This window comes from Brevundimonas sp. 1080, from assembly GCF_040545985.1.
Classification (GTDB): domain Bacteria; phylum Pseudomonadota; class Alphaproteobacteria; order Caulobacterales; family Caulobacteraceae; genus Brevundimonas.
Genome location: NZ_JBEPMW010000002.1, coordinates 705,700 through 731,891, shown reverse-complemented (window position 1 = coordinate 731,891; position 26,192 = coordinate 705,700). Strand labels below are relative to the sequence as shown.

The window sequence follows — 26,192 nt, the reverse complement described above, 5'->3', positions numbered from 1 at the left end:
GATCACGCCTGAAGCGTTTCCACGGTCAGATTGCCATTGGTGTAGACGCAGATTTCGGCGGCGATCTTCATGGCCTTGCGCGCGACCTGTTCGGCGTCCAGATCGGTTTCCTCGATCAGGGCGCGGGCGGCCGACAGGGCGTAGTTGCCGCCCGAGCCCACGGCGGCGACGCCATACTCCGGCTCCAGCACATCGCCGACGCCCGTCACGGTGAAGATGGACGACTTGTCCGCCACCAGCAGCATGGCCTCCAGCCGGCGCAGATAGCGGTCGGTGCGCCAGTCCTTGGCCAAGTCGACGCAAGCGCGCGCCAGCTGATCGGGATACTGCTCCAGCTTGGCCTCAAGCCGTTCGATCAGGGTGAAGGCGTCGGCCGTGGCGCCGGCAAAGCCGGCCAGCACCTTGCCGCCGGCCAAGGTGCGCACCTTGCGGGCGGCGCCCTTGACGATCGTCGGGCCCATCGAGACCTGGCCGTCGCCGGCGATCACGGTGCGTCCGTTCTTGCGCACCGCCAGAATGGTGGTGCCGTGCCAGTCGGGGAAGTTGGATGCGGTCTGGGTCATGACGATCAGATGGCGCGGCCGGGCGCCGGCATCAAGTCTGTCGCGCCTTGGTGTAACGCTGTCTTATTTTGACCCCAATATTGGCTAGAAGGCGCAATCCGCTTTCGCGGTTCTTTGAAATCGAGGGGCAGGTTTTGCTTTATCGCGTCGTTTTCGTGAGTGAAATGATCGGTGGCGCGAACCACACGACCCAATCGCTTGCCGAAATCCTCGGCGCGTCAGAGCGAAACAATCGCCGCGACGAGATCGGCAGCGCCATGCTGTTCCATGAGGGCGAGGCGGCCCAAATCATCGAGGGCACCCGTGCGGACCTGGATCGCTTGATGTCTCGCCTCTGGAAAGATCCGCGTCATCACAACATTCGTGTCCTGGATGATCGACCCGTCATGCAGCGGCGGATGCGCGAACCCGCACGGCTGTGCGCCCTCAGCACCCAGCAGGCCGCCGACATTCTGCGCGGACGGCGTCTGAGCGATCTGTCCAGCGCGGGTCTGGAAAAGCTGCTGTCGTGCGAACACGTCCGGATGGCCGCTTAAGGCGCCGGGCGACAGCCCCCTCGCGCCGGAACCTCTGCGGCGCTAGATAGGGCGGTGATCTTTTCCGAAGACGAAGTCGAACGCTATGCGCGCCATCTGGTGCTGTCCGAAGTGGGCGGGCCGGGGCAGCAGGCGCTGAAGCGCGCACGGGTGCTGATCGTCGGCGCGGGCGGCGTGGGATCGCCGGCGGCGCTCTATCTGGCGGCGGCAGGTGTCGAGACGCTGGGCCTGATCGACGACGATGTGGTCGGCCTGTCCAACCTGCAACGGCAGATCGCCTTTTCGACGGCGCAGGTCGGCCGGTCGAAGGTCGAGGCGGCGTCGGAACGGCTGATCGGCCTCAATCCGCATGTCGCGGTCGAAACCTTCGCCGAGCGGATCACGGCCGAGAATGCGGCGGCTCGGATCGCCGCCTTCGACATCGTTCTGGACGGGACCGACGATTTCCAGACCCGGCTGTGGGTCAACGCGGCCTGCGTCGCGGCGGGCAAGCCGCTGGTGTCGGGCGCGCTGGGCCGCTGGAACGGGCAGATCGGGGTGTTCGCAGGCAAGCCCTGCTATCAATGCCTGGTGCCCGAGATTCCGCCGGATGCCGAAACCTGTGCGCGCGTCGGCGTGGTGGGCGCCCTGACCGGCGTGATCGGGTCGATGGCGGCGCTGGAGGTCATCAAGCTGATCACCGGCGCGGGCGAGGCCCTGACGGGGCGGTTGATGCTGTATGACGGTCTGGCGGGCTCGGCGCGGACCGTGCGGGTCGCCGCTGATCCGGAGTGCCCGATCTGCGGCGGCTGACGCTCAGGCGGCCGTCGCGAAACGGATGTCGGCCAGGTCCAAGTCAGCCAAATCCAGATCGGGCAGGGGCGGCGCAAAGCCCAGCGCCGGGTTGCTGAGCACCGTCACCAGACGCTCGCCGCAATAGAGATAGAGGGTTTCGAACCCAACCCAGTTGCGGGCGATCGCCTCCAGCGCCTGATTGGCCGCCGTGTCGTTCGCCGCGTCCAGGACGCAGATGTCCCGCACCGGAACGCCGGGCAGGTTGACGATGCAGTAGTAGGAGTCCAACGCACACTTCCTCGATCAGGACGCCGGAAACGAAGCGCGTTTACGACGGTTCCTCCCCTGCCAGCGGTTTTCGACAGCCGTGTGAGTTCGGTCCGACAGACTTGTGAAAAGGAGGCCTGATGGCCCGACGTCCCGCCTCGCCCAAACGGCTGAACGCTGCGAATCTCAGCGGCTTGGGGGCTGAGCGTCTGGGCGAACTGCTGATGCAGGCGGCGGATGCGGATGCGATCCTGAAGCGGCGGCTCAGGCTGGTGATGGCGGCCGAGGCGGGGCCGGATCTGCTGGCCCTGGAAATCGACAAACGATTGACGACCATCGCCGCCAGCCGCGCGCGGGTGTCATGGAGGAAACGGCCGGACCTGCTGCGTGATCTGGAGATTCTGTGGGCTGCGATCGTCGAGGATCTGGCCGAGGCCGCGCCGGCGATGGGTTTGGAGCGATTGATCGGCTGGTTCGACCTGTTTCGCGGTCTGGCGTCGCGGGTCAAGGATCAGAAGGGCGAACTGGCCGATGCGTTCGAAACGGCGGCTGCAGATTTGTGGCGGATCGCGGAGGACGCGGTTCGGACGGACGAAAGCACAGTGGGTCTGCTGGCGGATGCGGTGGCGCGGCAACCGCTCGAATACGCCCGCTGGATAGGGGCGGGCGGCGATGATCTGACGGCGGACCTGGCCAAGAGGCTACTGGTTCGTCTCGATACCACCTCGAGCGCGCGCGGCATGCGGACGGTCGTGCGACGGCTGGCCGACCGGGCGGGCGATCTGGACCTGTGGCTGTCGATGACGACGCCGGAGGAGCAGGGCTCACCGGATTTTGCGGCGGTGATGGCCAAGCGGCTGCTGGTCGCTGATCGCATTCCAGAAGCGCGTCAGGCGCTGGAGGCGGCGCTGAAACCGTCGTCGGGCAACCGGCGCTGGACCTTCGGGCGATCGCCGCAAGCCGGACCGCTGGTCCTGACCCCGGCATGGGAGGCGACCTCGATCGATCTCTTGGAAGCCGAGGGGCGCAAGGACGAGGCGCAGGATCTGCGCTGGGCGATGTTCGAGCGCGACCTGTCCGCGCCGGTGCTGCGGGCCTATCTGGCGCGCCTACCCGACTTCGACGATGTGGAGGCGCTGGACCGCGCGCTGGCCCATGCCGCGACCTATGCCGACGTCGAGACGGCGCTGGGTTTTCTGATGGACTGGCCCGCCCATCGCGAGGCCGCCGCCCTGGTCGAACGCCGCATCCCCGAGGTGCGCGCGCCGCTGCCGCTCAAGGCCGACTGGGCGGCGCGGCTGGCGCAAAAATATCCCGATGCGGCCGAGCGTTTGCTGGCTGCGCCCTAAAGCATTGCGGGGATGACCCGATCCGGCGGGCGGTGGCCGTTCTGGTAGGTCATGACGTTGGCGATGACGCGGTCGCCCATGTCCTGGCGCGCTTCCAACGTGGCGGAACCCAGGTGGGGCAGGAGCACGACATTGGATTGACCCAGCAGGCCATGATGGATGGCGGGCTCGTTCTCGAAAACGTCCAGGCCGACGCCGGACAGAGCGCGCATGGCCACCGCCTGGGCCAGAGCCGCCTCGTCAATCAGTTCGCCGCGCGCGGTGTTGATTAGGATGGCGTGGGGCTGGAGCCGGGCCAGGCGTTCGGCTGACAGCAGATGGTGGGTGTCCTTCGTCGCCGGACAGTTCAGCGAGACGATGTCCATCCGCGCCAGCATCTGGTCCAGGTCGTCCCAGTAGGTCGCGCCAAGCTCTTCCTCGATCAGGGCCGGGACGGGCTTGCGATTGTGATAGTGGACTTGAAGCCCGAAGGCCTTGGCGCGACGGGCCAGGGCCTGGCCGATCCGGCCCATGCCGACGATGCCCAGCCGCTTGCCCCACAGTTTGCGTCCGCACATCCAGGTCGGGGTCCAGCCCTCGAACCGGCCTTCGGCCACGACCTGTGCGCCCTCGACGATGCGGCGGCTGACGGCCAGGATCAGGCTCATGGCCAGGTCGGCGGTGTCCTCGGTCAGGACGCCGGGGGTGTTGGTGACGATGATGCCGCGCGCCACGGCCGCATCGACGTCTATATGGTCCACACCGGCGCCGAAGTTGGCGATCATCTTGAACTGCTCGCCTGCGCCATTGATCAGGTCGGCGTCGATGACGTCGGTGATTGTGGGCACCAGAACCTCGGCCCGCTGGACGGCGGCCTGCAACGCGGCGCGGTCCATCGGCTGATCCTTCAGGTTCAGCTCGGCGTCGAACAGCTCCCGCATGCGCGTTTCGACCGCGTCGGGCAGGCGTCTGGTTAATACGACCTTAAGCTTGCGGGGGGACATTCTCGGCCTTGGTTAGCGGGCGGCGATTCAGACGGATCAAAGCCCGCGCGACGGGTCGTTCCAATCAGTGTCTAGCAAAGCCGCCGCCATCTTCCAAAGCCTGCGACGCCGCATCGCCATCGTTGGAGCCATTCTCGGCCTCGGCGTGATGGCCAGCGCCGGCGCGACCATGCCCGACGGACGCCCGACCCCGACCGGGCTTGAGGTGCCGCGCTGGATTTCGCTGAAGTCCTCGCACGTCCGCGCGCGCCAGGGGCCGGGTCTGGATTATCCGATCCTGTGGGAATACCGGGCCGCCGGCCTGCCGGTTCAGGTGATCGCCGAGACGACGGAATGGCGCAAGATCTGCGATCCCGACGGAGCGGTGGCCTGGATCCACCGCACGGTTTCGTCGGGCCGGCGCTATGTCTTCAACACGACCGCAGAGGAAGTGCCGATCCGGTCGGGCCGATCCGAGACGGCGTCGGTGCGCGCGCGCCTGTCGCCGCGCGCCCTGGTGATGCTGGACGAATGCGAAGAGGGCTGGTGCAAGGTCCGGGCGCGACGGCTGGAGGGTTTCGTGGCCCAGCGGGCGGTCTTCGGCACCCAGGAGCGGGCGCTGTGCAACGCAAATCGCCCCGCGGGCACGGGTCGCAACTGACCGCACGCTGTTGAGCGAAGCAGCGCGGTCGTGTAACCCGCGCGCAACGTATCAAGAAACGGAAGCGCCTTGACCCAGTCCCAATATCCTTCGTCCTTCGATCATGAGGCCCTGCTGGCCTCGGGCCGCGGCGAGCTGTTCGGTCCCGGCAACGCCCAGCTGCCCGCCCCGCCGATGCTGATGTTCGACCGCATCACCACGATCAATGCGGACGGCGGAGAGCACGGCAAGGGCTATGTCGAGGCCGAACTCGACATCCATCCCGACCTCTGGTTCTTCCAGTGCCACTTCATCGGCGACCCCGTCATGCCGGGCTGCCTGGGCCTGGACGCCATGTGGCAGCTGGTCGGCTTCTATCTGGGCTGGATCGGCGGTCCCGGTCGCGGCCGCGCCCTGGGCGTCGGCGAGGTCAAGTTCACCGGCCAGGTCACCCCGGACATCAAGAAGGTGGTCTATAAGATCAACCTGAAGCGCGTCATCAACCGCAAGCTGGTCATGGGCATCGCCGACGGCGTGCTGGAGGCCGACGGCCAGGTCATCTACACCTGCAACGACATGCGGGTCGGCCTGTTCGGCGCCAAGGATGAGGCGGCGGGCGGTTAACGCCCCTATATAACCGCGAACAAGGCGGACGGTCCTCGGACCAGGAAGCATCAAGAAGGAAACACCATGCGTCGTGTCGTCGTCACCGGCCTGGGCATCGTCTCTTCCATCGGCCACGGCGCCGAGGAGGTGACCCAGTCCCTGCGCGAAGCCCGGTCGGGCGTCGTTCATGCCCCCGACCACGCCAAATACGGCTTCCGCAGCCAGGTCTGGGCGCCGCCCAAGATCGGTCCGTGGGAAGAGCTGGTCGACCGTCGCGCCGCGCGCTTCCTGGCCAACGGCACCGCCTGGGGCCACATCGCCTTCGAAGAGGCGCTGAAGTCGTCGGGCATGACGGCGGACGAGATCAAGGATGATCGGATCGGCCTGATCGTCGGCGAGGGCGGCCCCTCGACCCAAGTGATCCTGCAGGCGGCAGCGACCACGGTCGAGAAGGGCGCGCCCAAGCGCATCGGCCCGTTCGCTGTGCCCAAGGCGATGGCGTCGGGCCCGTCGGCGGTGCTGTCGACCTGGTTCCAGATGCGCGGCATCAACTATTCGATCAGCTCGGCCTGCGCGACGTCGGCCCACTGCATCGGCGCCGGGGTCGAACAGATCCAGTGGGGCAAGCAGGACGTGGTCTTCGCCGGCGGCTGCGAAGACATCGACTGGTCCATGTCCAACATGTTCGACGCCATGGGCGCCATGTCGTCGGACTTCAACGACAATCCCTCGGTCGCCTCCAGAGCCTATGACGCCAACCGCGACGGCTTCGTCATCGCCGGCGGCGCCGGCATCGTGGTGCTGGAAGAGTACGAGCGGGCCAAGGCGCGCGGCGCGACCATCTACGCCGAAGTCACCGGCTATGGCGCCAACGCCGACGGCTACGACATGGTCGCCCCCTCGGGCGAGGGCGCCCAGCGCTGCATGAAGATCGCGCTGGAACAGGCCGGCAATCCGAAGATCGACTATCTGAACCCGCACGGCACCTCGACGCCCGTGGGCGACGCCAAGGAGATGGAGGCCGTGCGCGCCGTCTTTGGCGACCATATGCCGATGATCTCGTCGACCAAGTCGCTGACCGGCCACTCGCTCGGCGCAGCCGGCGCCCAGGAAGCCATCTACTGCCTGTTGATGATGCAGAACGGCTTCGCCGCCGAAAGCGCCCATATCGAAAATCTCGATCCGGCCTTCGAAGGCATGCCGATCCTGCGCCAGCGCCACGACGGCGAACTGACCCACGTCATGTCCAACAGCTTCGGCTTCGGCGGCACCAACGGCACGTTGATCCTGTCCAAGGTCTGAAACTTTCACCCGTCATCCTCGGGTCAAGCCCGAGGATGACGGGTGGGAGGGCTTAGGGGCAGCGGCTTTATTGCGTGTGCAGGGCCGTTGTCCTTCTCTTTGCGTGAATTCTTTCGTCACTGCCCGTTTACACGACCGTTTCTCACCCTTAGAGAGCGTCGCCGTGACCAAGCGCCCGATTAAAGCGATGACCTCGAAAACCACCGGCTTCGGCGGGGCGGTTTCGGGTGCGCGCACGGTCTAGCGCCAGACCCGATCCAAGCCCCGCCGATGCGCGGGGCGGTCGATCCGGCTGAACCCCGCGCCTCCACCCTTCCCAGGAGACGCCTGAATGTCCTTTTCCCCGTCCAATCCGTCCCATGTGGGCATCGTCGGCGCCACCGGCCTGGTCGGCGAGATGATGCGCGGCCTGTTGGCTGAGCGGAACTTCCCGCTGGCCTCGCTGCGCCTGTTCGCCTCGGCCCGGTCGGCGGGCACGACGATCCGCTTCGGTGACAACGACATCGTGGTCGAGGATTCGGCGAGCGCCGACTACGCTGGTCTGGACATCGTCTTCTTCTCGGCCGGCGGCGAGACGTCCAAGGCCCTGGCGCCCAAGGTGGCGGCCGCCGGCGCCGTGGTGATCGACAACTCCTCGGCCTGGCGTTCCGACCCGCAGGTGCCGCTGGTGGTCGCCGAGGTGAACCCCCACGCCCTGGCTGATCTACCCAAGGGGATCATCGCCAACCCCAACTGCACCACCATGGCAGCCATGCCGGTGCTGAAGCCCTTACACGACGCGGCGGGCCTGAAGCGTCTGACCGTCTCGACCTATCAGGCCGTCTCGGGCGGCGGGATCGAGGGCATCCGCGTGCTGGAGGACCAGTCGCGCGCGACCGTGGGGCAGGGCGCGGCCCTGGCCCGCGACGGCGGGGCCGTGGACTTCGGCGCCCCCGAGAAGTGGGTCGTGTCGATCGCCGCCAACGTGGTGGCCCTGAACTATGCGCTGGGCGAAGACGGCTATACCGACGAGGAGCTGAAGCTGCGCGACGAGAGCCGCAAGATCCTGGAAATCCCCGGCCTGCCGGTCTCGGGCACCTGCGTGCGGGTGCCGGTCTTCACCGGCCATTCGCTATCGATCAACGTCGAGTTCGAGCGCCCGCTGTCGGCGGCTCAGGCACTGGACCTGCTGGCACAGGCGCCCGGCGTGGTGGTGACGGCCGTGCCGAACCCGCTGGAGGCGTCGGGTCAGGACCCGGTCTTCGTCGGGCGCGTGCGCCCCGATCCGACGGTCGAGCATGGTCTCGCCCTATTCGTCTCGAACGACAACCTGAGGAAGGGCGCGGCCCTCAACGCGGTCCAGATCGCCGAGGTGCTGGTCCAGCAGCGCGGCTGACCGGCGGGTTCAGTCGTAGCGCACGCCGCTGAGATAGAGCCCTGCCGAGGGGGCGACGGGGCCGCACCGCGCGCGGTCCTTCGCCTCCAGCGCGGCCTTGACGTCGTGGGCGCTCCAGCGACCCAGGCCCACCTCGACCAGGGTGCCGGCCATGGACCGGACCTGGCGGTGCAGGAAGCTGCGCGCCTGAAACACCAGATGCACCTCCTCGCCGAACCGAGTGACGCGCGCCACGTCCAGCGACTTGACCGGCGACTTGGACTGGCAACCTACATCGCGGAAGGTGGTGAAGTCGTGATGGCCGACCAGCACCTGGGCCGCGTGGTGCATGGCCCCGGCGTCCAGCGTCTTCTTGACGTGCCAGACCCGGTCGCGTTCCAGCACGGGCTGGGGGCGGCGGTTCAGGATGCGGTACAGATAGCCGCGGCCGGTGGCGGAGAAACGGGCGTGCCAGTCGGGATCGGGCGCGTATTCAGCCAACAGGACGCAGACGTCCTGGCGCACCAGATGCGCGTTCATGGCGTTCAGCACCGTATCGACGGGCCAGTCGCGGTCCAGATCAGCATGAATGACCTGGGCCGTCGCATGGACCCCGGTGTCGGTGCGGCCGGCGGCCGCGATGCGAATCCGCTCGCCGGAAAAGGCGTGGATCGCCGCCTCCAGCGCGCCCTGCACCGTCGGCTGGCCTTCCTGCGCCTGGAAGCCGTTGTAGGCCGTGCCGTCGTATTCGATCGTCAGCTTGTAGCGCGGCATCAGCCGAGCACGGTCCCGGCCGGCAGGGGGAAGCCGCGCAGCATCTCCTCGGCCGATTGCGCCGCCTTGCCCTCGCGCTGAACGCGGATCAGACGCACCGCGCCGGCGCCGCAGGCCACCGTCAGGGCGTCATCCAGCACGGTTCCGGGCGCGCCCGATCCGTCCGCCAGACCCGACAGCAGCGCCTTGATCCGCACGGGGCCAGACTCTGACGGGGCCTCGAACCAGGCGCCCGGGAAGGGCGACAAACCCCGGATATGGGCGTCCACCTCGGCGGCCGGGCGGGTCCAGTCGATCCGGGCCTCGGCCGTGGTGATCTTCTTGGCGTAGGTCGGCTCTCCGACCTGCTCGGACGGCGTGACGCCGCCCCGGTCGATGGCGGCCAGCGCCCGGGGCCACAGGCCCGCGCCGACATGGGCCATCCGTTCGGACAGGCTGGCGGCCGTGTCGTCGGGCAGAATGTCCATCCGTTCGCTGAGCAGGATGGGGCCTTCGTCCAGACCCAGGCTCATCTGCATGATCTGGACGCCGGTCTGCTTGTCCCCGGCCATGATGGCCCGCTGGATCGGGGCGGCCCCGCGCCAGCGCGGCAGCAGGGAGCCATGCAGGTTCAGACAGCCCAGACGTGGCGCCTCGAGCACCTCGGTCTTCAGGATCTGGCCGTAGGCCACGACGCAGGCCGCATCGAGATCCAGACTTCTGAAAGTGTCGATCGCCTCGGCGTCCTTCAGGCTTTCTGGCGTGAAGACGGGCAGACCCATGGTCTCGGCGAAGGCGTGGATGGGCGACGGCGTCAGCTTCTGGCCCCGGCCCTTGGGGCGTGGTGGCTGCGAATAGACGGCGACGATCTCGTGACCCGAGGCGATGAGCTCGGCCAGGGACGGCACGGCGAAGTCGGGAGTTCCCATGAAGGCAAGGCGCATGGGCACGCCTTTAGAACTTTAGGCGGCTTACTGCCAGCGGGTGAAGACGCCGCCGCCCTCGTCCCATTCGCCGCCCGCGTCCAGGGCGTCGTCGAAATCGAGCAGCCGGTCCAGCAGCAGGCCCGCCACCACGCCCAGCAAGGCCACGCCGGCCAAGGTCGCGACACCGGCGACGCCGACCTTCTGGCTGCGCGTCAGGCGACGACGGCCCGAGGCGTCGATGATCAGCGAGAGGCCGCGCGGGATGGACGGCGCGATCCGGCGCGCAGCGCGTTCGATACGTTCGGGGCGGACGATCTTGGTCATCAGGCGGCGATCCTGTCGCGGGCGGCCTTCTTGACCTTAGTCACGGCGCGATCCCGCTTGAGACGCGACAGATGGTCGATGAAGAGTACGCCGTTAAGGTGGTCCATCTCGTGCTGGATGCAGACGGCGTAGAGGCCCTCGGCCTCTTCCTCCACCGACTGACCGTCACGGTTCAGATAGCGAATGCGGACACGGGCCGGGCGTTCCACCTTGTCGAAATACTCGGGGATCGACAGGCAGCCTTCCTCGTAGGTGTAGAGCTCGTCCGACGTCCACAGGATTTCCGGGTTGGCGAAGAAACGCGGGTTCTTGCGCGCCTCGGCGTTCTCGGCCGCCTCTTCCTCGGTTTCGCAGACCACGCCGTCCTTGTCGCCCAGGTCCATGACGATCACGCGGTCCAGCGCGCCGATCTGCACGGCGGCCAGGCCGATGCCCGGCGCGTCATACATCGTCTCCAGCATGTCATCCATCAGGGCGCGGACGGCGTCGTCCACGGCCGCCACGGGCTTGGATACCTGCTTCAGGATCGCCAGGTCGGCGGCGTTGTCGATGGTGAGGATGCGTCGAATGGCCATGGCCGGGACGTAGGCCCGCCCCGGCGATAGGTCAAGATTTGCGCCCCTTGCCGCGCTCTACGCCTTGCCGGGCAGAGCGCGGGGTTTGCGGTTCTCGTCGATGGCCACATAGGTGAAGACGCCTTGGGTCACGCGCACCGACGCGGCCTGGGGCTGGCCCCGCGCTCGCTTCCAAGCCTCGACCTGGACGCGGACGGAGGTGCGGCCCGAGCCGATGACATGGGCGTAGATGCTGACTTCGTCGCCGACCGAGACAGGCTGGTGAAAGACCATGCCGTCCAGCGCCACGGTGGCGCAGCGCCCGCAGGCCAGTTCGAACGCCGGGGTCGCGCCCGCAAGGTCCATCTGCGCCAGCAGCCAGCCGCCGAAGATGTCGCCCTCGGGGTTGGTGTCGGCGGGCATGGCGATGATGCGACCAACGGGCTGACCTTCGGGCGGATGTTCGGGGACGTCGGACATGGAGGGGCCTGCGGTTTGGGGAGGCGGGCTCTCTAGCGCGGCTTTAGCGGCTTGTCGCCCTTGAGCGCCTTGGGACGTGCGGGCTCTGGCGCCGACAGGGTCAGACGCGATGTGCGAAAAGCCTGCGCATCGCGCAAGGCGCGCCAGGCGGCGCCCAGTTCCATGGCGGTCAGCAGATGTTCTTGGGTGAGGACGGTGCGCCGAGACGCCCGCAAGGTCGCGACATCGGCCATCAGACGCGCAGCGGCCTGCACATCCTCGCGGTCCGACCGCGCGCCCAAATCCTCGAGGCGGGCGAAACGCCATCCCTGTTCGGGCGGATAGCGCAGGGCCAGGGCGAAGCGTTCGGACGGCTCGATCTGACGGGCCATGAAAATCCAGTCCGCCGTGTCGGGATCGCGACGATAATGGCCCGGCTGGGTGGGAAGGCCGGCCTGAGCATAAATCTCCAGCGCCCCGGCCTCGATTTCGGCTAAGGCCAGGCTGAAGGCGTCAAGTTCTTCCGGCTCCAGATCGGTCGGCCGCTCGAACGGGTCGATCGTGCCCTCGGCGGGTGCAGCCGGTGACTTGCGTGAAAACAGTCCCGAAAGCAGCGCCCGCCGTCTGGCCATGACGTCAGTTGTTGTTGAGCGTGCTGGTCACCGACACGTCATAGACGACGCGGGTCAGGCTCTGAACGACCTCGAAGAACTTGCGCATCTCCGCGGCGCCGGCCAGGGGCACATAGATCACGTCCTCGGGCATGACTTCCATGTTGGTGGCGGCGAAGACATTGGCGGCGTCGCTGAAGTCCAGTTCGTATACGACCGGCACACCGCGCGGCTGCGCAGGTTGGTTGATGCCCAGGGCCTGAGCCACTTCAGGGCGCTCGAAGCGGAAGATCAGCACGCGACGGGCGTTAGCGGTGTTGGTGTTCAGGCCGCCGACCTTGGACAGGGCTCCGGTCAGGGTCATGGGACCGGCCGGCATATCGACCTGCGCCACGGCGTTCAGACCGCCGAAGGTCGAGAAACGACGGGGCTTGTACTGAACATTGACCACGTCGCCACGCTGCAGACGCACGTTCTCGCCGAACTCGGTTGTCACCGCCGACAGGGGCGCGGTGTAGGTGCGGCCCTCGCGCTGGATCGAGATGGTCAGGTCGTCGGTGGTGCGGGCTGAGCCGCCGGCCGCAGCGATCACGTCCAGGATGCGGTCGCTGTTGACGCCCAGCGGCGCACGACCCGGCTGGCGCACGTCTCCCAGCACATTGACCGTGTTGGAGGCATTGCCGGCGATGGACACCAGCACCTGCGGATTGGCGACCTTGCCGACCAGGGCGCGCCGGATCGCCGCCGCCGCCTGGGTGGAGGTCAGGCCCTGAACCCGAACCTGCCCGCCGAACGGAATGGTCACTGAGCCTGACCGATCGACTGTCGCACCCGGCAGCGCCTGATTGCCGCCGGACATGGTGGCGGCGTTACGGCCCGACGCCGAGCCGGCGCCCAGGGTTCCACCGAATAGCGAACCAGACGGATCGAAGATCGAGATCGCCAGGGTGTCGCCCTCGCCGATCACGTCTGCGGGCTGATCGCTCGATCCTGCCGCGAGGCTGCCGAAGAACTGCGGCGGGATCTGCTTCATACGTTCGGTGGCTTCGAACGTCAGCGGCACCAGCGCGTAGCTGCCCAGCGCCGAAGCGGTGGTGGCCCCGGCGTTGACCGAAGCGCCCGAGGGTCCGTCTCTAGGTAGGGTGGAGCAGCCGCCGAGAATGGCGACAATAGCAAGCGGCAGGATGGTGCGCGTCATGAAGCTGGAAAGCCCTCGTTCGCGGATTGATTACAAGCCTTTGGGCGCGCTCGCCAGTGGCGAAACGGTTTGAAGCCCGATGGCGTCAGCGATGCTGCGGAAATGCTCGGTCCAGGACGGCGCCCTGTAGGAGGGCGAGGGTATCGGCGCCGCCTTGGTCGCGCGCTCGATGGCGGCCAGCCAACCTAGGCCGTCAAGCGGATCGATCAGTTCGGCGTTCGGCGTCAACTCGCGGTGGGGCGGAATGTCGGAGGCGATCAGCGACAGACCCATGGCGCAGGCCTCTACGGCGGGAAGGTCGAAGCCTTCGACGGACGAGGGGGCGAGTATGGCGCGGGCCCCGCGCATCAGCCTGGCCAAGACAGCATCGGAGAGATTCGCCGCCTGGTGAACGACCCCTTGCAGATTGGGCGAGCGCTGCAGATGATCCAGCACCGCCTCGTTCTCCCAGCCGTAGCGACCGACCAGCACCAGGGACGGCGTCTGATCGCCCATCCGTTCTTCGAGGCGCCGCCAGAGGGTCAAAAGCAAGGCCAAATTCTTGCGCGCCTCGATCGTGCCGACGTGGACGAAATAGGGGCGTGGCGCCGCAAAGGCGTCCCCTGCGACGAAGGCCGGCTCTAACCCGAGGTGGGCGACGTGGACCGGCGGCAGCGGCAGGCCCTCGCGCTCGGCGAAGGCGCGAAGTTCGTCGCCCGTGTAGGCGGAGTTGACGATGATCCTGCTGGCCAGACGCAGGGTGTTTGAGACCCGCGCATGATGTTTGTCGCCGTCGCCGGGCCGGCAGAACTCAGGATGGGTGACGGGGATCAGATCGTGCAGCAGCACGACGCGTTCGATCCCCGCGGCCTTCAGATCTTCGAGCGCCGTCGGCTCGTGCAGGGTGGTGTGGCCGACGGTCAGATACAGGTCGGCCTGCGGCAGCGGGGCAACGTGGCGCGAACGAAAGAACTGTTTGATCACCCGCGTCCTGTCGGCGGGCTTCTCCTTCTCCGGAGCGGGCGCTGGGCAAAGCACCGAGGCGGCCGGCCGTCGTTCCGCCGTCAGGGCAGCGAGCAGCCGCTGTTCGTGCGCCAAATCGGCCGCTGTGCTGGCGGCGCCGTTCCATTTGGCGCGCAGATCGGCCACGAACCGCCGGAACCAGCCGATCTCGACGGCGATCAGGCGGTTCTTGCGGCCACGCACCGGGATGGTCGTGACATCGGGCGAGGCCAGCAGCCATTCGGCATAGGCCAGACAGACTCGGTCTACGCCCGTCGGCGCCGACCGTTCGGCCCGGCTCATCAGCCGGCTGGCGTCGTAGAGAATGCGCATACTAGGCGACGTAGCCGGCCTGCATCAGTTCGGCGATATGGACGATGGCCGTGGGTTTGCCGTCCTCGACCACGAACAGATTGGCGATCTTGTTGGCGGTCAACAGATCGACGACGTCGCTCATGCGCGCATCCGGATCCACGGTGATGGGGTTGGCGCCCATGATATCGGCCGCTGTCAGATGGGTGGTGTCGCGCTGGAAGGCCCGGCGCAGGTCGCCGTCGGTCACGATGCCAGCCAGCGCGCCATCGGCGTCCAGGACGGCCACCGCGCCCTTTCGACCTTCGGTGATGGCCGAGACTACATCGCCGAAGCTGGCGTTCAACGGCACGCTAGCGGGGACGGCGGCATTGTCGCCCATCCATTCGCGCACGCTTTGCAGGCTCATGCCCAAGGCGCCGCCGGGGTGGTGCAGGCCGAAGTCCATGGCCGTGAACTCGCGACGATCCATCAGCACCATGGCCAAGGCATCGCCAAGGGCCAGGGTCATCAGGGTCGAGGTGGTGGGCGCCAAGCCGTTGGGGCAGGCCTCTGCGACCTTGGGCATGGTCAGGCAGACCGCTGCGTTGCGGCCCAGGAAGCTGGCCGGTCGCTGGGTGATGGCGATGACGGGAATGCCGTTGCGTTGGCAATAGATCAGGGGGTCGCGCAGTTCGCGGCTCTCGCCCGAGTTGGAGATGGCTAGCACCGTCACGTCGGGACGCAGCATCCCCAGGTCGCCGTGGCTCATTTCGGCGGGGTGAACGAAGAAGGCGTTGGTGCCGGTCGAGGCCAGGGTGGCGGCGATCTTGCCACCGATATGGCCCGACTTGCCCATGCCGGTGACGACGACATAGCCCGGCCGGCTCATGATGACATCGACCGCGCGCGCCATCGACACGTCGATCGAGCGTTCCAGCGCCTCCAGCGCTTCAATGTTCAGCCGCACGACTTCACGGGCGCGGTCGGTCATTACGGCGATGTCGTCGGGGGTCGAGTGAGCGATCTCGGTCATAGTGTTCTGGCCCGCAGCCGGGCTCTCCTTCGTTGACGAGCGCGATCCGCCATGAGTGCGTTTCGCGCGCCGCCTCCCTTTCAGACGACTTTGTCGGTTTCTGGTCAACCTTTGCCGCTCTGGCGCGTTACGCCGACCGGGGAACTAAAACAAAGAGTTTGATCGTCAATGCCGTCTCATGCCGGAGCCGCTTCGCTATTGCTCCCGACACCGCCCGTGGTCGCCGACGGGATCGCCCTGTTCCTGGACATGGACGGCGTGCTGGCGCCAATGGCCCCGACGCCCGACGCCGTCGTGCCGACTGCGCGTCGTACGGCGGCGCTGAAGGCGGTAGAGGCGCGACTTGCGGGCCGCGTCGCCATCGTCAGCGGCCGCACTATCGCCGAGATCGACCGCATTTCCGATCACGCCCTGGTCTCGGGCTCGGGCGTGCATGGCCTGGAGCGGCGTCTGAAGGACGGCTCCATTGAACGCAAGACGCCCGACGCCGGCGTCGCCCAGGCGCTGGATGCGTTCGAGGAATTCGCCGCCGATCGCCCCGGCGTGATCGTCGAGGACAAAGGCGTCTCCGTCGGTCTGCACTATCGTCAGGCGCCGGATGAAGCCGGCGCCGCCAAGGGGCTGGCGGCCGAGCTTCAGGCCGAAACGGGACTGACGCTCCAACCCGGTCATATGGTGCTGGAGCTGAAGACGCCTGGCGCCGACAAGGGCACGGCCGTCACGGCCTTTATGCAGGAGGCGCCGTTCAAGGGTGCGGTCCCGGTCATGCTGGGCGACGATCTGACCGACGAATATGGGTTCGAGGCTGCGGCGGCGCTGGGCGGATACGGCGTGCTGGTCGGTCCCGAGCGCGAAACGGCGGCCCGATACCGCCTGGACGATGTGGACGCCGTGCTCACCTGGCTTGAAGCCGTAGCGAAGGCCTGAACCGATGAAGCCCAATCTGGATCTGTTTCCCATCGGCAACTGCGGCGTCAGCGCCCTGATCGACCGCCAGGGGCGTTTCGTCTGGGCCTGCGCGCCGCGCGTGGACGGCGACCCGGTCTTTTCCGCCCTGATGGATGGCATGGAGCCCGAGCACGGCTTCTGGGCCATCGAGATGGAGGACGTGAAGTCGATCGATCAGGCCTATGTCCGCAACACGCCGGTTTTGCGCACGGTCATGACGGCCGATGACGGATCGTCAGCCGAGATTATCGATTTCGCCCCGCGTCATCCGAAGCACTCGCGCACCTATCGGCCGCTGGCCTTTGCGCGCATCGTGCGGCCGCTGTCGGGCACGCCGCGCATCCGTGTGCGATTGCGGCCCTCGACAGACTGGGGCGCGCGGCCGGCGCCGCACACCTCCGGATCCAACCACATCCGCTATATGTGCGCCGACGTCACCTTCCGGCTGACGACCGATTGTCCCGTGTCGCATGTGCTGGAGGAGCGCGTGTTCCGGCTGGAGCGGTCGCACGCCTTCTTCCTGGGTCCGGACGAGGGTTACGACCAGGATGTCGGCCACGGCGTTCAGGGCGCGCTGGATCGCACGATCGCCTATTGGCAGGACTGGGTGCGCAAACTCTATTTGCCGCTCGACTATCAGGAGGCTGTGATCCGCGCGGCGATCACGCTGAAGCTGTGCGCCTATGAAGAGACCGGCGCCATCGTCGCCGCCATGACGACCTCGGTGCCCGAGTTCAAGGAGAGCGGGCGCAACTGGGACTATCGCTACTGCTGGATCCGCGACGCCTATTACACGGTGCGGGCGCTGAACCGGCTGGGCGCGGTCGACATCCTCGAAAACTACCTCGTCTATCTGAGAAACCTAGTCGACGACTCCGCCGGCGGCCATGTCCAGCCGGTCTATGGGGTGGGCCTGGAGCCCGGGATCGGCGAGAGCATCATCGACAGCGTCGAGGGCTATCGCGGCATGAAGCCGGTGCGGATCGGCAATCAGGCGCACGAACATCTGCAACACGACGTCTACGGACAGATCGTGCTGCCTCTGGTCCAGGCCTTCTATGACGCACGGCTGCTGCGTCCGGGCACGCTGGAGGATTTTCACGCGCTGGAAGCGATCGGCGAGCGGGCCTTCGCCATGCACGATCAGACCGATGCGGGCCTGTGGGAGTTCCGCACCATTGCGCGGGTCCACACCTATTCGTCCGTCATGTGCTGGGCCGCCTGCGATCGTCTGGCCAAGGCGGCCGACCATCTGAATCTGCCGGACCGGGCCGCCTTCTGGCGTGAGCGGGCCCAGATCATCCGTCAGCGGATCGAGGCGGAGGCCTATCTGCCCGACGAAGGCCGGTTCGCCGCCAGCTTCGGCGGACGTGAGCTGGACGCCTCCCTGCTGCAGATGACCGATCTGGGCTTCCTCGACGCCCATGATCCGCGTCAGGTCGCCACCTTCGACGCCATCGAGCGCGACCTGAAGAAGGGCAGCCACCTGTTCCGCTATGTCGAACCGGACGACTTCGGCGAGCCGGAAACGGCCTTCAACTTCTGCACCTTCTGGTTCATCGAGGCCCTGCACCAGAACGGCCGCATCGAGGAAGCCCGCACCATCTTCCAGGAGATGCTGAGCCGGCGGACGGCCGCCGGTCTTCTAAGCGAGGACATCTCGATCGACGATGGCGAGCTGTGGGGCAACTATCCGCAGACCTATTCCCTGGTCGGCATCATCAATTGCGCCGTGCTGTTGAGCCGTTCCTGGACCGATGTGCGTTAATGTCTGGACCCCGGGGCTGGGGTCGCCGAGTGAAGTGAAGTCATGAGCCGCCTGATCGTCGTTTCGAACCGGGTTTCGGCCCCGACCGACCCCGCCGCCGGGTCCGCCGGGGGCCTGGCCATGGCCCTGTCCGCCGCCCTCAGAAAATACGACGGCCTGTGGTTCGGTTGGTCGGGCGAGCGGGTCGATCACTACACCGGCGAGGTGAAGATCGAGGACCGGGCCGGCGTCACCGTAGGGCTCGTCGATCTGGAGGGGCAGGACGTCGACGAATACTACAACGGCTACGCCAACAAGACGCTGTGGCCGCTGTTCCACCACCGCATCGACCTGGCCCAATATGAGCGCTCCTACGGCGAGGGCTATGAGCGGGTGAACCGGCGTTTCGCCGAAGCCCTGGCGCCGCTGATCCAGCCGGACGACATGATCTGGATCCACGACTACCACATGATCCCGATGGCGCGGGATCTGCGCCGCCTGGGCGTTCGCAACCGGATCGGCTTCTTTCTGCACACGCCCTGGCCGGCGCGGCAGTTGCTGGTGACCCTGCCGCATCACCGGCGGCTGGTGGAGTCGATGTTCGACTTCGACCTGATCGGTTTCCACACGCAGGAATGGAGCGATCTGTTCACCGACTATGTGGTGTCCGAGGCCCAGGGCGAGCTGGATGGCGTCGGCGGGCTGGAGTGTTTCGGGCGCAAGGTCCAGACCGGCGTCTTCCCCATCGGCATCGATGTGGACGGGTTCCTGGCGGCGCGAAACTCGGCGCTTGGGGCGCGGACCTATGACCGAATGGCGGCGTCTTCGGCTTTCCGCTCGATGATCGTGGGCGTGGATCGGCTGGACTATTCCAAGGGGCTGGAAGAGCGGCTGCTGGGTTACGAACAGTTCCTGCACGACAACGCCTCGATGCGGGGCGAGGTCTTCCTGTTGCAGGTCACGCCCATCTCGCGCGACGACGTGGACAGCTATCAGGACATTCGTTCGCGGCTGGACGCCTTGGCAGGACGGATCAACGGCGCCTTCGCCGACATGGACTGGCAGCCGATCCGTTATCTGAACCGCACCTATCGCCGGGATCAGCTAGCGGGCATTTACCGCGCGGCGCGGGTCGGTCTGGTGACGCCGCTGCGCGACGGCATGAACCTGGTGGCCAAGGAATATGTCTGCGCCCAGAACCCGGACGATCCGGGCGTGCTGATCCTGTCGCGCTTCGCCGGCGCGGCCGAACAGATGGGTGAGGCGCTGCTGGTCAATCCCTACAGTCGCGAAGAGCTGTCCGACGCCATCCAGAAGGCGCTGACCATGCCGCTGGCCGAGCGGATCCGAAAATGGGAAGCTCTGATGGATGTGGTTCGCGCCACCGATGTCGGCATCTGGCGCGATGATTTCGTGCGCGCCCTGCAAGCCGATGAATCGACCTCGCAACCCACGCAGTGGGCCGGCGCGGCCTGACGCCTAGCGGAGGTCGAAGGCCAGCATCAGGGTGCGCTGGGCCGGATTGAAGTTGTCGTCGGACAGGATGTAGAGGCGGGTCCTTCCGTTGCGCGTCTCTGCGGCGATACCCTCGAAATTGTCGGTCGTGCCGGGCAGTTTCAGCTCGATCAACACCGGCCCCAGCGTTCCGTCGGGGGCCATGCGGCGCACGCGCGCGCGCATGTCGATGGGCGCCCGGTACAGGCGCTGGACCACGAACCATCCAACGCCGGACGGATCGCGATCCAGACCGGTGATGCGGTATTCGCTGTCGGGAATGGGGGTTGCAGGCGGCGCGCTGACGACCGTGCATCTTGCCGCCGTGCAGTCCCAGATGCCGCCCGCCTCGCCAGAGACGCGCCAGCCGCCGGGTGCAACGGCCAACCCCTCCATCCCGTCGTTCTCCGTGAAGGCGAAGTCGGGCGACCGCACCGGCGTCGGATGGGTCTTCAGCGCCGACAGGGGACCGTAGTTCCAGATCCGGTGACGCCGCTCGAAACTGACCAGCAGATCGCCGGAGGGGGTGATGGCCAGGCCCTCGGCGTCGCCGTCCGACTTGTCGGAAATCGCGGCGCCGTCCTGAAGGGTCAGCCGACGCGAGCGGAAATGATCCAGCCCGACCAGCCGTCCCGGGGCGTCCAGGCGAATGTCGCCGCGCACCAGATCACCGGTGTCCGATACCGTGACGAAACCGCCGTCGCCGGTCAGCTTCAGGTCCGACAGGCTGTGCAGCGGGGAGGTCGGCGCGGCGCTAACCTGCAGGCCGCCGGCGAACGTCACGCCGTCAGCCAACTGCGTGCCGCCGGGCAGGCCCAGGCTGACGCTTCGCAGCTCTGCGACTTGGGGCGTCCAGCCGTCCGATGACAACGGATAGGGACGCGGCGCGCCCAGCGAGGCTGCGCAGGCCGACAGCGACAGGGCGATCCAGACACTGGCCAGGCGGCCGAAACGGCTCATGCCGCCAGCTTTCGCTTGGCGCGACGGGTGAGACCGGCCGCGCCTTCGTTCTCGAACAGTTCGGCCAGCTTCTCGGTCATGGCCCCCGCCAGCTGCTCCACATCCACGATGGTCAGGGCCTTGCGATACCAGCGGGTCACGTCATGGCCGATGCCGATGGCCAGCAGTTCGACCGGCGAGCGGTCCTCGATCTCTGCGATCACCTGGCGCAGGTGCTTGTCCAGATAGAGGGCCGCATTCGCTGACTGGGTCGAATCGTCGACCGGGGAACCGTCGGAAATGACCATCAGGATGCGGCGCTGTTCGGTGCGGGCCAGCAGGCGGCCGTGCGCCCATTGCAGGGCCTCGCCGTCGATATTCTCCTTCAGCAGGCCCTCGCGCATCATCAGGCCCAGGTTCTTCTTGGCCCGGCGCCAGGGCGCGTCGGCGGCCTTGTAGATGATGTGGCGCAGGTCGTTCAGGCGGCCGGGATTTTGCGGCTTGCCGGCGGTGATCCAAGCCTCGCGGCTCTGCCCGCCTTTCCACGCGCGGGTGGTGAAGCCAAGGATCTCGACCTTGACGCCGCAGCGTTCCAGCGTCCGCGCCAGGATGTCGGCGCAGACCGCCGCCACCATGATCGGCCGTCCGCGCATCGAGCCGGAGTTGTCCAGCAGCAGGGTCACGACCGTGTCGCGGAACGGGCTTTCGCTCTCGGCCTTGAACGACAGTGGGGCGGTCGGGTCGGTGACGATCCTGGTCAGCCGCGCCGTGTCCAGCATCCCCTCTTCCAGATCGAAGACCCAGGAACGGTTCTGCTGGGCCAGCAGGCGCCGTTGCAGCTTGTTGGCCAGGCGCGACACGACGCTGGACAGGATGGCCAGTTGGCCGTCCAGCAGGGCGCGTAGCCGGTCCAGTTCGACGGGGTCGCACAGGTCGGCGGCGTCCACCACCTCGTCGAAGGCGGTGGTGAAGACGCGGTAGAAATCAACCGCGCGGCCGTCGTCGGCCGTCTGCTGACGGTTCGGCTGCTGGCCTTCCTGAAGTTCCGGGCCATCGTCGGCGCCTTCGCCGTCGGGATCGGCGGGCGCGCCTTCGGGGCGACTTTCGCGCTCCTGCTCGGAAGACTGATCGTCGGCGTCGCCTTCCATCGACTGGGAGCCTTCGCCGCCGTCCTGCTCTTCCTCCTCGTCCTGATCGTCGTCAGCCGCGGGGTCTTGGGGATCGGGTTCTTCGTCGCCGGGATCTTCGGACGTATCCTCGCCGCGTCCGTCGCCGGGGTCGAGGTCCAACGCGCGCAGCACTTCGCGCATCTTCAGTGCAAAGCCTTCCTGATCGCCCGCCGTGCCGGCCAGGGCGTCCAGCTTCGCGCCGGCCTTGGTCTCGATGTTGGCGCGCACCAGATCCAGCATGGCCCGGGCGCCGTCGGGGGCGGGGCGCCCGGTCAGCCGCTCGCGGACAAGCAGGGCCACGGCCTCGGACACGGGCACGCGGTCGGCGTCGCTGATCCGCAGGGCGCCGGTCTTTTCCAATCGCGTGATCAGGGCGGCGCCCAGATTGTCGCGCACCCCGGCCAGATGTTCCGAACCGAAGGCCTCGACCCGCGCCTGTTCGACGGCATCGAACACCTCGGCCGCCTTGGCGTCCGCTGGCCGCATCCGGCTGTTCACCGCCGCATCGTGATTGGCCAGACGCAGCGCCAGCCGGTCGGCCTGGCCGCGCAAGGACGCGCTCTCGGGCCCGGACGGATCGCGGGGCGGATGGGGCAGGGTCAGGACGCCGTTCGACAGTTTGGGCCCGTCCGACCCGAACACCACCTCCAGCTCGGGCTGTTCGGCCAGCGCCCGCGCGGCATGACCCAGCGCGCGCTTGAAGGTTTCGGCGGGAGTATCCGGGGCGGCCATGGCCCTCAGTTAATCGCTTCGCGCCTGCGATAAAAGCGCCGTCAGCCGCCTTTTGAAATCGGCACGCGACGGCCGTAGGTCAGACAGCGCCAAACCCACTCCAGCGGCCCCATGCTGAACCGCGACAACCACAGCGGCGACCAGATCAGCTGAAGCGCCCAGACCGCCAGGACCAGGCCCCACATCTGGACATAGTCGACCCGTCCGAACAGCCGCGGTCCCCACGGCATGTAGAATATCGAGGTCATGATCAAGGTCTGGGTCAGATAGTTGGTGAAGGCCATCTGACCTACCGGCCGCAGCGCCGCCGTGATCCAGGCCGCCCCTCGCGTCGTGGCCAGTACGATCAGGCTGACGTAGGCCAGGGTGACAAAGACGGGGAAGGACGCGACGACTTCCGCCAGGCCGCGCGTCGGGTGGGTTCCGGCCGGCGCCATCGCCTCGCGCCATTCCAGCACGCCCAGCAGGGCCAGTACGGCGCCGCCGACGCCGATCAAGGCGACATAGACCCCGTTGGGCGTCCGGCCGCTGAACACGCCGGCCTTGAACAGGCCCAGACCCAGCATCATCAGGGCCACGGTCGAGAAGACGAACATCGTCAGGCTGGCGCCCTGCAGCAGCAGCCAGTTCTGAATGTTCTGGCCCATCGCCCCGGCCCAGCCGCTGCGATAGGCGGCGATCGACTCCGTCACCATGGCGGCGGTGTCATGCGGCCCGCTCTGGTTCATCGCCTCGGTGATCGCCGGCGGCCCGGCGATCATCAGCCAGGTCGCGCCCGCCTGCATCGCGCCCAGCAACAGGGTTACGCCCAGGCCGATCCCGATCAACGTCCCGGCCCGCATCGACCGCATCAGCATTACGAACAGGCCCGACCAGGCGTAGAGCAGCAGCACGTCGCCATACCAGAAGGCCAGGCCGTGGATCAGGGCGATCACCGCCAGCCAGAACAGGCGGCGTCGCAGCAGTTTGCCACGCGCCGCATCGCCCCGCTCGCCCCCGACCAGATAGATCGAGGCCCCGAACAGCATCGAAAACAGGGTGATGAACTTCTGATGGAAGAAGACGTCCATCGTCCAGCGCGCCACGGCGTTGGCGCCGGTGACCGGAAACGGGCTCAGGCTGGCGTCCTGATAGACCATGACCGGCAGGCCGAACGAGACGACATTGACCGCCAGAATGCCCAGCACCGCCAGCCCCCGCATGACGTCAAGGCTGGCGATGCGCGAGGTCGCCGCGACGGGCGACAGGATCTCCGCCGCATCCTTGTCCGTGTCGTCCATGGTCATTCTCGGATCCCCCAATCCTCGAACTCAGGCGTCAGGCGCGAATGCCAACCCTGCGTCTCAGCCCTTCGGCATCAAGCCCAGTCGATCCTTGACCGCCGGCCGCGCCTCGAAGGCGATGAAGGCGGCGCACAACCCGGCCCACAAGGCGTAGCTGACGCCCACGATCATGGCGATGGGCAGGCCGCCGACGCCGAAGATCAGCAGGGTGGTCTCGGTCGCACCCAGGGCCTGCATCACATCGCCGGCCTCGAACCAGCCCATCACGCTCATGGCCAGGGCGACGACGATCTGGACCAGGGCCGCCGCCAGGCCGCCGTACATCATGAAGCGCCAGACGACGCCCAGCCGCGTGCCGGGTCGCCCGTCGCGCTTGCGCTCGTTCAGCACGCGATACAGCGCCAGCGGCACGGTGATCAGGCCGATCAGCATCACCACCAGCCGCCAGTCCATGTCGCGACCCGGCAGATAGGCGTGCGGCCGCCAGAAGGGCAGGGTCAACCACAGGGGCGGCCAGGCCGCGCCGGCCAGGCAGGCCAGAATCCGAGGCGTCCGCCCAGGCCGCACAGCGATGGTCGCCTGACCGGGCAGGTCGGAATAGCTCTCGAACCGGCTCATCGCGTCGGCGCCGGCGCAGCGCCGGAATAGTCATAGAAGCCGCGGCCGCTCTTCCTGCCCAGCCAGCCAGCCTCGACGTATTTCACCAGCAGGGGGCAGGGGCGGTATTTGCTGTCGGCCAGGCCGTCATACAGCACGTTCATGATGGCCAGGACGACGTCCAGCCCCATGAAGTCGGCCAACTCCAGCGGGCCCATCGGATGATTGGCGCCCAGGCGCAGCGCCTTGTCGATCGAGGCGACGTTGCCGACGCCTTCGTACAGGGCGAAGATGGCCTCGTTCATCATCGGCACCAGGATGCGGTTGACGATGAAGGCGGGGAAATCCTCGGCGTCCGTGGTCGTCTTGCCCAGGCTCTCGGCGAAGGCGACGGCGGCGGAATGGGTCTCGGCCGAGGTGGCGATGCCGCGGATGATCTCCACCAGCTTCATCACCGGCGCCGGCTTCATGAAGTGCAGGCCGACGAACCGGTCCGGCCGGTCCGTCGAAGACGCCAGGCGGGTGATCGAGATCGAAGAGGTGTTGGACGCCAATAGGGTCTGCGGCCCCAGGTGCGGCACCACCTGCGCATAGATGGCCTTCTTGACCGCCTCGTCTTCCAGCGCCGCCTCGATGACCAGATCGGCGCCGGCGACGGCTTCTGCCATTCCGTCGCTTGTCGTGATGCGGCTCAGGGCCACATCGGCGGCGGCCTGATCGACTAGACCGCGCCCGACGTGACGCGCCAGGCTGGCCGCGATCTCGCCCTGCGCCAGCGGCAACCGGTCGGCGACGACGTCATAAAGGCGAACCGAATAGCCCCCGAGCGCGACCGCCTGCGCGATGCCTGCGCCCATCTGTCCGGCGCCCAGAATGGCGACTGTGGTGATCGAGGTCATGAACCGTGGTCGAAAGTGGTCGGGCGGGCACCTTTAGAAAGGAAGGCGCGCGGCGCAAGAGCGGATCAACCCTCTCGCATCAGATTTCCGCCCGCCGTGTCGCCTCAGCCGAGCAACTGGATCAGGGCCGGCGCCGCCGTGCGGTTGAACAGCACGCTGATGAACTGCAGCAGCAGGATCACCACGATGGGCGAGATGTCGATGCCGCCCAGGTTCGGGATGATGCGGCGGAACGGCTCCAGCAGGGGCGCGGTGACGCGGTCCAGGAAGGTCCCGACCGAATAGACGAAGCGGTTGCGATAGTTGACGACGTCGAACGCCACCAACCAGCTCAGAATGGCCTGGGCGATGATGAACCAGATCATCAGACTGATGATGGTGTTGATCAACCAGACGAGCGCATAGCCCATGAACGGTAACTCCTGCTTGGATCGGCGCTTCTAGCCTGTTCGCCCCGGCTCCGACAACGGCCGTATCCGACCTGCGCGCTTTGCGCGCACAAGCCCGTTGACACCACGCCCGCCCGCCTTCTATGTCCGCCACGCCTGTGAAACCCAATCCCACGCTGGAAACGGGGCCGTAGCTCAGTTGGTAGAGCGCGTCGTTCGCAATGACGAGGTCAGGGGTTCGACTCCCCTCGGCTCCACCAGGCTTGATCTGACAACGACTTAGGTCGCGCAGAGCAGCGTTGCTACGCACGCTTGCTACGCGAGGCCCCATGTCGCTAGTCACCAATGTCTTCCGACGAGGTGCTTCCTACTACTTCCGGACACGCGTTCCAGCACGGTTCAGAGCGCTCCTGGAGCGCAAGGAGCTCTGGAGGTCACTGAGGACTGCTGAAACTCGCGAAGCACGTCAGCGCGCGTCTATAGCGGTCCTCTTGACGGAGGCGCTTTGG

General features: G+C 67.1%; 28 protein-coding genes, 1 tRNA gene and 1 pseudogene. 12 read left to right on the top strand and 18 right to left on the bottom strand.

Annotated features, from left to right (window positions below):
* Positions 1–2: 2 nt before the first annotated feature.
* Entirely contained in the window at positions 3–563 is a 561-nt protein-coding gene (gene hslV / locus ABIC32_RS08985) for an ATP-dependent protease subunit HslV (RefSeq protein WP_017504950.1), read from the bottom strand.
* A 68-nt stretch (positions 564–631) separates the two neighbouring features.
* Between hslV and ABIC32_RS08980 the strand changes: the two genes are divergently transcribed.
* Both ABIC32_RS08980 and ABIC32_RS08975 read left to right on the top strand, forming a co-directional pair.
* Positions 632–1,099 (top strand): BLUF domain-containing protein, encoded by a 468-nt coding sequence (locus tag ABIC32_RS08980; protein WP_354073932.1) that lies wholly within the window; start codon positions 632–634, stop codon positions 1,097–1,099.
* 54 nt (positions 1,100–1,153) lie between these two features.
* Positions 1,154–1,891 (top strand): HesA/MoeB/ThiF family protein, encoded by a 738-nt coding sequence (locus ABIC32_RS08975; protein WP_354073931.1) that lies wholly within the window; start codon positions 1,154–1,156, stop codon positions 1,889–1,891.
* A gap of 3 nt (positions 1,892–1,894) precedes the next feature.
* On the opposite strand, the gene ABIC32_RS08970 is transcribed toward ABIC32_RS08975, so the two are convergent.
* Positions 1,895–2,161: a hypothetical protein gene (locus ABIC32_RS08970; RefSeq protein ID WP_354073930.1), complete on the bottom strand. Its 267-nt coding sequence runs from the start codon at positions 2,159–2,161 to the stop codon at positions 1,895–1,897.
* Positions 2,162–2,280: 119 nt separating this feature from the next.
* On the opposite strand from ABIC32_RS08970, the gene ABIC32_RS08965 reads away from it, so the two are divergent.
* Entirely contained in the window at positions 2,281–3,489 is a 1,209-nt protein-coding gene (locus ABIC32_RS08965; protein ID WP_354073929.1) for a DUF6880 family protein, read from the top strand.
* On the opposite strand, the gene ABIC32_RS08960 is transcribed toward ABIC32_RS08965, so the two are convergent.
* Entirely contained in the window at positions 3,486–4,472 is a 987-nt protein-coding gene (locus tag ABIC32_RS08960; protein ID WP_354073928.1) for a 2-hydroxyacid dehydrogenase, read from the bottom strand. The two genes, ABIC32_RS08965 and ABIC32_RS08960, sit on opposite strands and share 4 nt — an antisense overlap.
* A gap of 67 nt (positions 4,473–4,539) precedes the next feature.
* On the opposite strand from ABIC32_RS08960, the gene ABIC32_RS08955 reads away from it, so the two are divergent.
* The 4 genes from ABIC32_RS08955 (at position 4,540) to ABIC32_RS08940 (ending at position 8,374) form a co-directional block, all read left to right on the top strand.
* The gene (locus tag ABIC32_RS08955; RefSeq protein WP_235551295.1) at positions 4,540–5,112 is read left to right on the top strand and encodes an SH3 domain-containing protein; all 573 of its coding nucleotides are present in this window, start codon (positions 4,540–4,542) and stop codon (positions 5,110–5,112) included.
* Positions 5,113–5,181: 69 nt separating this feature from the next.
* Complete coding sequence (gene fabA, locus ABIC32_RS08950) at positions 5,182–5,715, top strand: 3-hydroxyacyl-[acyl-carrier-protein] dehydratase FabA (protein ID WP_055754351.1); 534 nt, start codon at positions 5,182–5,184, stop codon at positions 5,713–5,715.
* Positions 5,716–5,781: 66 nt separating this feature from the next.
* Positions 5,782–6,999, top strand: coding sequence for a beta-ketoacyl-ACP synthase I (fabB, locus tag ABIC32_RS08945; RefSeq protein ID WP_354073927.1), 1,218 nt, complete (start codon positions 5,782–5,784; stop codon positions 6,997–6,999).
* Between the two features lie 331 nt (positions 7,000–7,330).
* Complete coding sequence (locus ABIC32_RS08940) at positions 7,331–8,374, top strand: aspartate-semialdehyde dehydrogenase (RefSeq protein ID WP_354073926.1); 1,044 nt, start codon at positions 7,331–7,333, stop codon at positions 8,372–8,374.
* Between the two features lie 9 nt (positions 8,375–8,383).
* On the opposite strand, the gene truA is transcribed toward ABIC32_RS08940, so the two are convergent.
* Genes truA through ABIC32_RS08895 form a run of 9 tightly spaced genes read right to left on the bottom strand, consistent with a single transcriptional unit; the run spans position 8,384 to position 15,486 of the window.
* Positions 8,384–9,127 (bottom strand): tRNA pseudouridine(38-40) synthase TruA, encoded by a 744-nt coding sequence (gene truA, locus ABIC32_RS08935; RefSeq protein ID WP_354073925.1) that lies wholly within the window; start codon positions 9,125–9,127, stop codon positions 8,384–8,386.
* Positions 9,127–10,050, bottom strand: coding sequence for a methionyl-tRNA formyltransferase (gene fmt, locus ABIC32_RS08930; protein ID WP_354073924.1), 924 nt, complete (start codon positions 10,048–10,050; stop codon positions 9,127–9,129). Before fmt ends, truA begins: the two co-directional genes overlap by 1 nt.
* A gap of 27 nt (positions 10,051–10,077) precedes the next feature.
* The gene (locus ABIC32_RS08925; protein WP_354073923.1) at positions 10,078–10,356 is read right to left on the bottom strand and encodes a hypothetical protein; all 279 of its coding nucleotides are present in this window, start codon (positions 10,354–10,356) and stop codon (positions 10,078–10,080) included.
* Positions 10,356–10,931, bottom strand: a complete 576-nt coding sequence (def, locus tag ABIC32_RS08920) for a peptide deformylase (protein WP_039243916.1) — start codon at positions 10,929–10,931, stop codon at positions 10,356–10,358. Before def ends, ABIC32_RS08925 begins: the two co-directional genes overlap by 1 nt.
* A gap of 57 nt (positions 10,932–10,988) precedes the next feature.
* A complete protein-coding gene (locus ABIC32_RS08915; RefSeq protein WP_354073922.1) occupies positions 10,989–11,390 on the bottom strand; it encodes an acyl-CoA thioesterase in 402 nt (133 codons plus the stop codon).
* Between the two features lie 32 nt (positions 11,391–11,422).
* The gene (locus ABIC32_RS08910) at positions 11,423–12,001 is read right to left on the bottom strand and encodes a hypothetical protein (protein WP_354073921.1); all 579 of its coding nucleotides are present in this window, start codon (positions 11,999–12,001) and stop codon (positions 11,423–11,425) included.
* 4 nt (positions 12,002–12,005) lie between these two features.
* Complete coding sequence (locus tag ABIC32_RS08905; protein ID WP_307512945.1) at positions 12,006–13,178, bottom strand: polysaccharide biosynthesis/export family protein; 1,173 nt, start codon at positions 13,176–13,178, stop codon at positions 12,006–12,008.
* Between the two features lie 30 nt (positions 13,179–13,208).
* On the bottom strand, positions 13,209–14,492 hold the full coding sequence (locus tag ABIC32_RS08900; RefSeq protein ID WP_354073920.1) for a glycosyltransferase family 4 protein: 1,284 nt from the start codon (positions 14,490–14,492) through the stop codon (positions 13,209–13,211).
* Between the two features lies 1 nt (position 14,493).
* Positions 14,494–15,486, bottom strand: a complete 993-nt coding sequence (locus ABIC32_RS08895; protein WP_039243922.1) for a KpsF/GutQ family sugar-phosphate isomerase — start codon at positions 15,484–15,486, stop codon at positions 14,494–14,496.
* A gap of 198 nt (positions 15,487–15,684) precedes the next feature.
* On the opposite strand from ABIC32_RS08895, the gene otsB reads away from it, so the two are divergent.
* From otsB to ABIC32_RS08880, 3 genes are read left to right on the top strand one after another with little or no spacing between them, the layout of a single operon-like run.
* Positions 15,685–16,413: a trehalose-phosphatase gene (gene otsB / locus ABIC32_RS08890; protein ID WP_017504969.1), complete on the top strand. Its 729-nt coding sequence runs from the start codon at positions 15,685–15,687 to the stop codon at positions 16,411–16,413.
* 4 nt (positions 16,414–16,417) lie between these two features.
* Entirely contained in the window at positions 16,418–18,202 is a 1,785-nt protein-coding gene (locus ABIC32_RS08885; protein WP_354073919.1) for a glycoside hydrolase family 15 protein, read from the top strand.
* Between the two features lie 42 nt (positions 18,203–18,244).
* Complete coding sequence (locus ABIC32_RS08880; protein WP_354073918.1) at positions 18,245–19,657, top strand: alpha,alpha-trehalose-phosphate synthase (UDP-forming); 1,413 nt, start codon at positions 18,245–18,247, stop codon at positions 19,655–19,657.
* Between the two features lie 3 nt (positions 19,658–19,660).
* Here the strand turns inward: ABIC32_RS08880 and ABIC32_RS08875 are convergent, their stop codons facing one another.
* The 6 genes from ABIC32_RS08875 to ABIC32_RS08850 form a co-directional block, all read right to left on the bottom strand.
* Positions 19,661–20,635, bottom strand: coding sequence for an esterase-like activity of phytase family protein (locus tag ABIC32_RS08875; RefSeq protein WP_354073917.1), 975 nt, complete (start codon positions 20,633–20,635; stop codon positions 19,661–19,663).
* Positions 20,632–22,515, bottom strand: coding sequence for a cobaltochelatase subunit CobT (cobT, locus tag ABIC32_RS08870; RefSeq protein ID WP_354073916.1), 1,884 nt, complete (start codon positions 22,513–22,515; stop codon positions 20,632–20,634). The genes ABIC32_RS08875 and cobT overlap by 4 nt, the downstream gene beginning before the upstream one ends.
* A gap of 41 nt (positions 22,516–22,556) precedes the next feature.
* Positions 22,557–23,801, bottom strand: coding sequence for a DUF418 domain-containing protein (locus ABIC32_RS08865; RefSeq protein ID WP_354073915.1), 1,245 nt, complete (start codon positions 23,799–23,801; stop codon positions 22,557–22,559).
* 57 nt (positions 23,802–23,858) lie between these two features.
* Positions 23,859–24,416, bottom strand: coding sequence for a phthalate transporter (locus tag ABIC32_RS08860; RefSeq protein WP_354073914.1), 558 nt, complete (start codon positions 24,414–24,416; stop codon positions 23,859–23,861).
* Positions 24,413–25,294 (bottom strand): 3-hydroxybutyryl-CoA dehydrogenase, encoded by an 882-nt coding sequence (locus ABIC32_RS08855; protein WP_354073913.1) that lies wholly within the window; start codon positions 25,292–25,294, stop codon positions 24,413–24,415. The genes ABIC32_RS08860 and ABIC32_RS08855 overlap by 4 nt, the downstream gene beginning before the upstream one ends.
* A 104-nt stretch (positions 25,295–25,398) precedes the next feature.
* Complete coding sequence (locus ABIC32_RS08850) at positions 25,399–25,704, bottom strand: YggT family protein (protein WP_017504977.1); 306 nt, start codon at positions 25,702–25,704, stop codon at positions 25,399–25,401.
* A 163-nt stretch (positions 25,705–25,867) separates the two neighbouring features.
* Between ABIC32_RS08850 and ABIC32_RS08845 the strand changes: the two genes are divergently transcribed.
* A tRNA-Ala gene (locus ABIC32_RS08845) sits at positions 25,868–25,943 on the top strand.
* A 69-nt stretch (positions 25,944–26,012) separates the two neighbouring features.
* Positions 26,013–26,192 (top strand): annotated as a pseudogene (locus tag ABIC32_RS08840) (DUF6538 domain-containing protein); the annotation flags it as partial.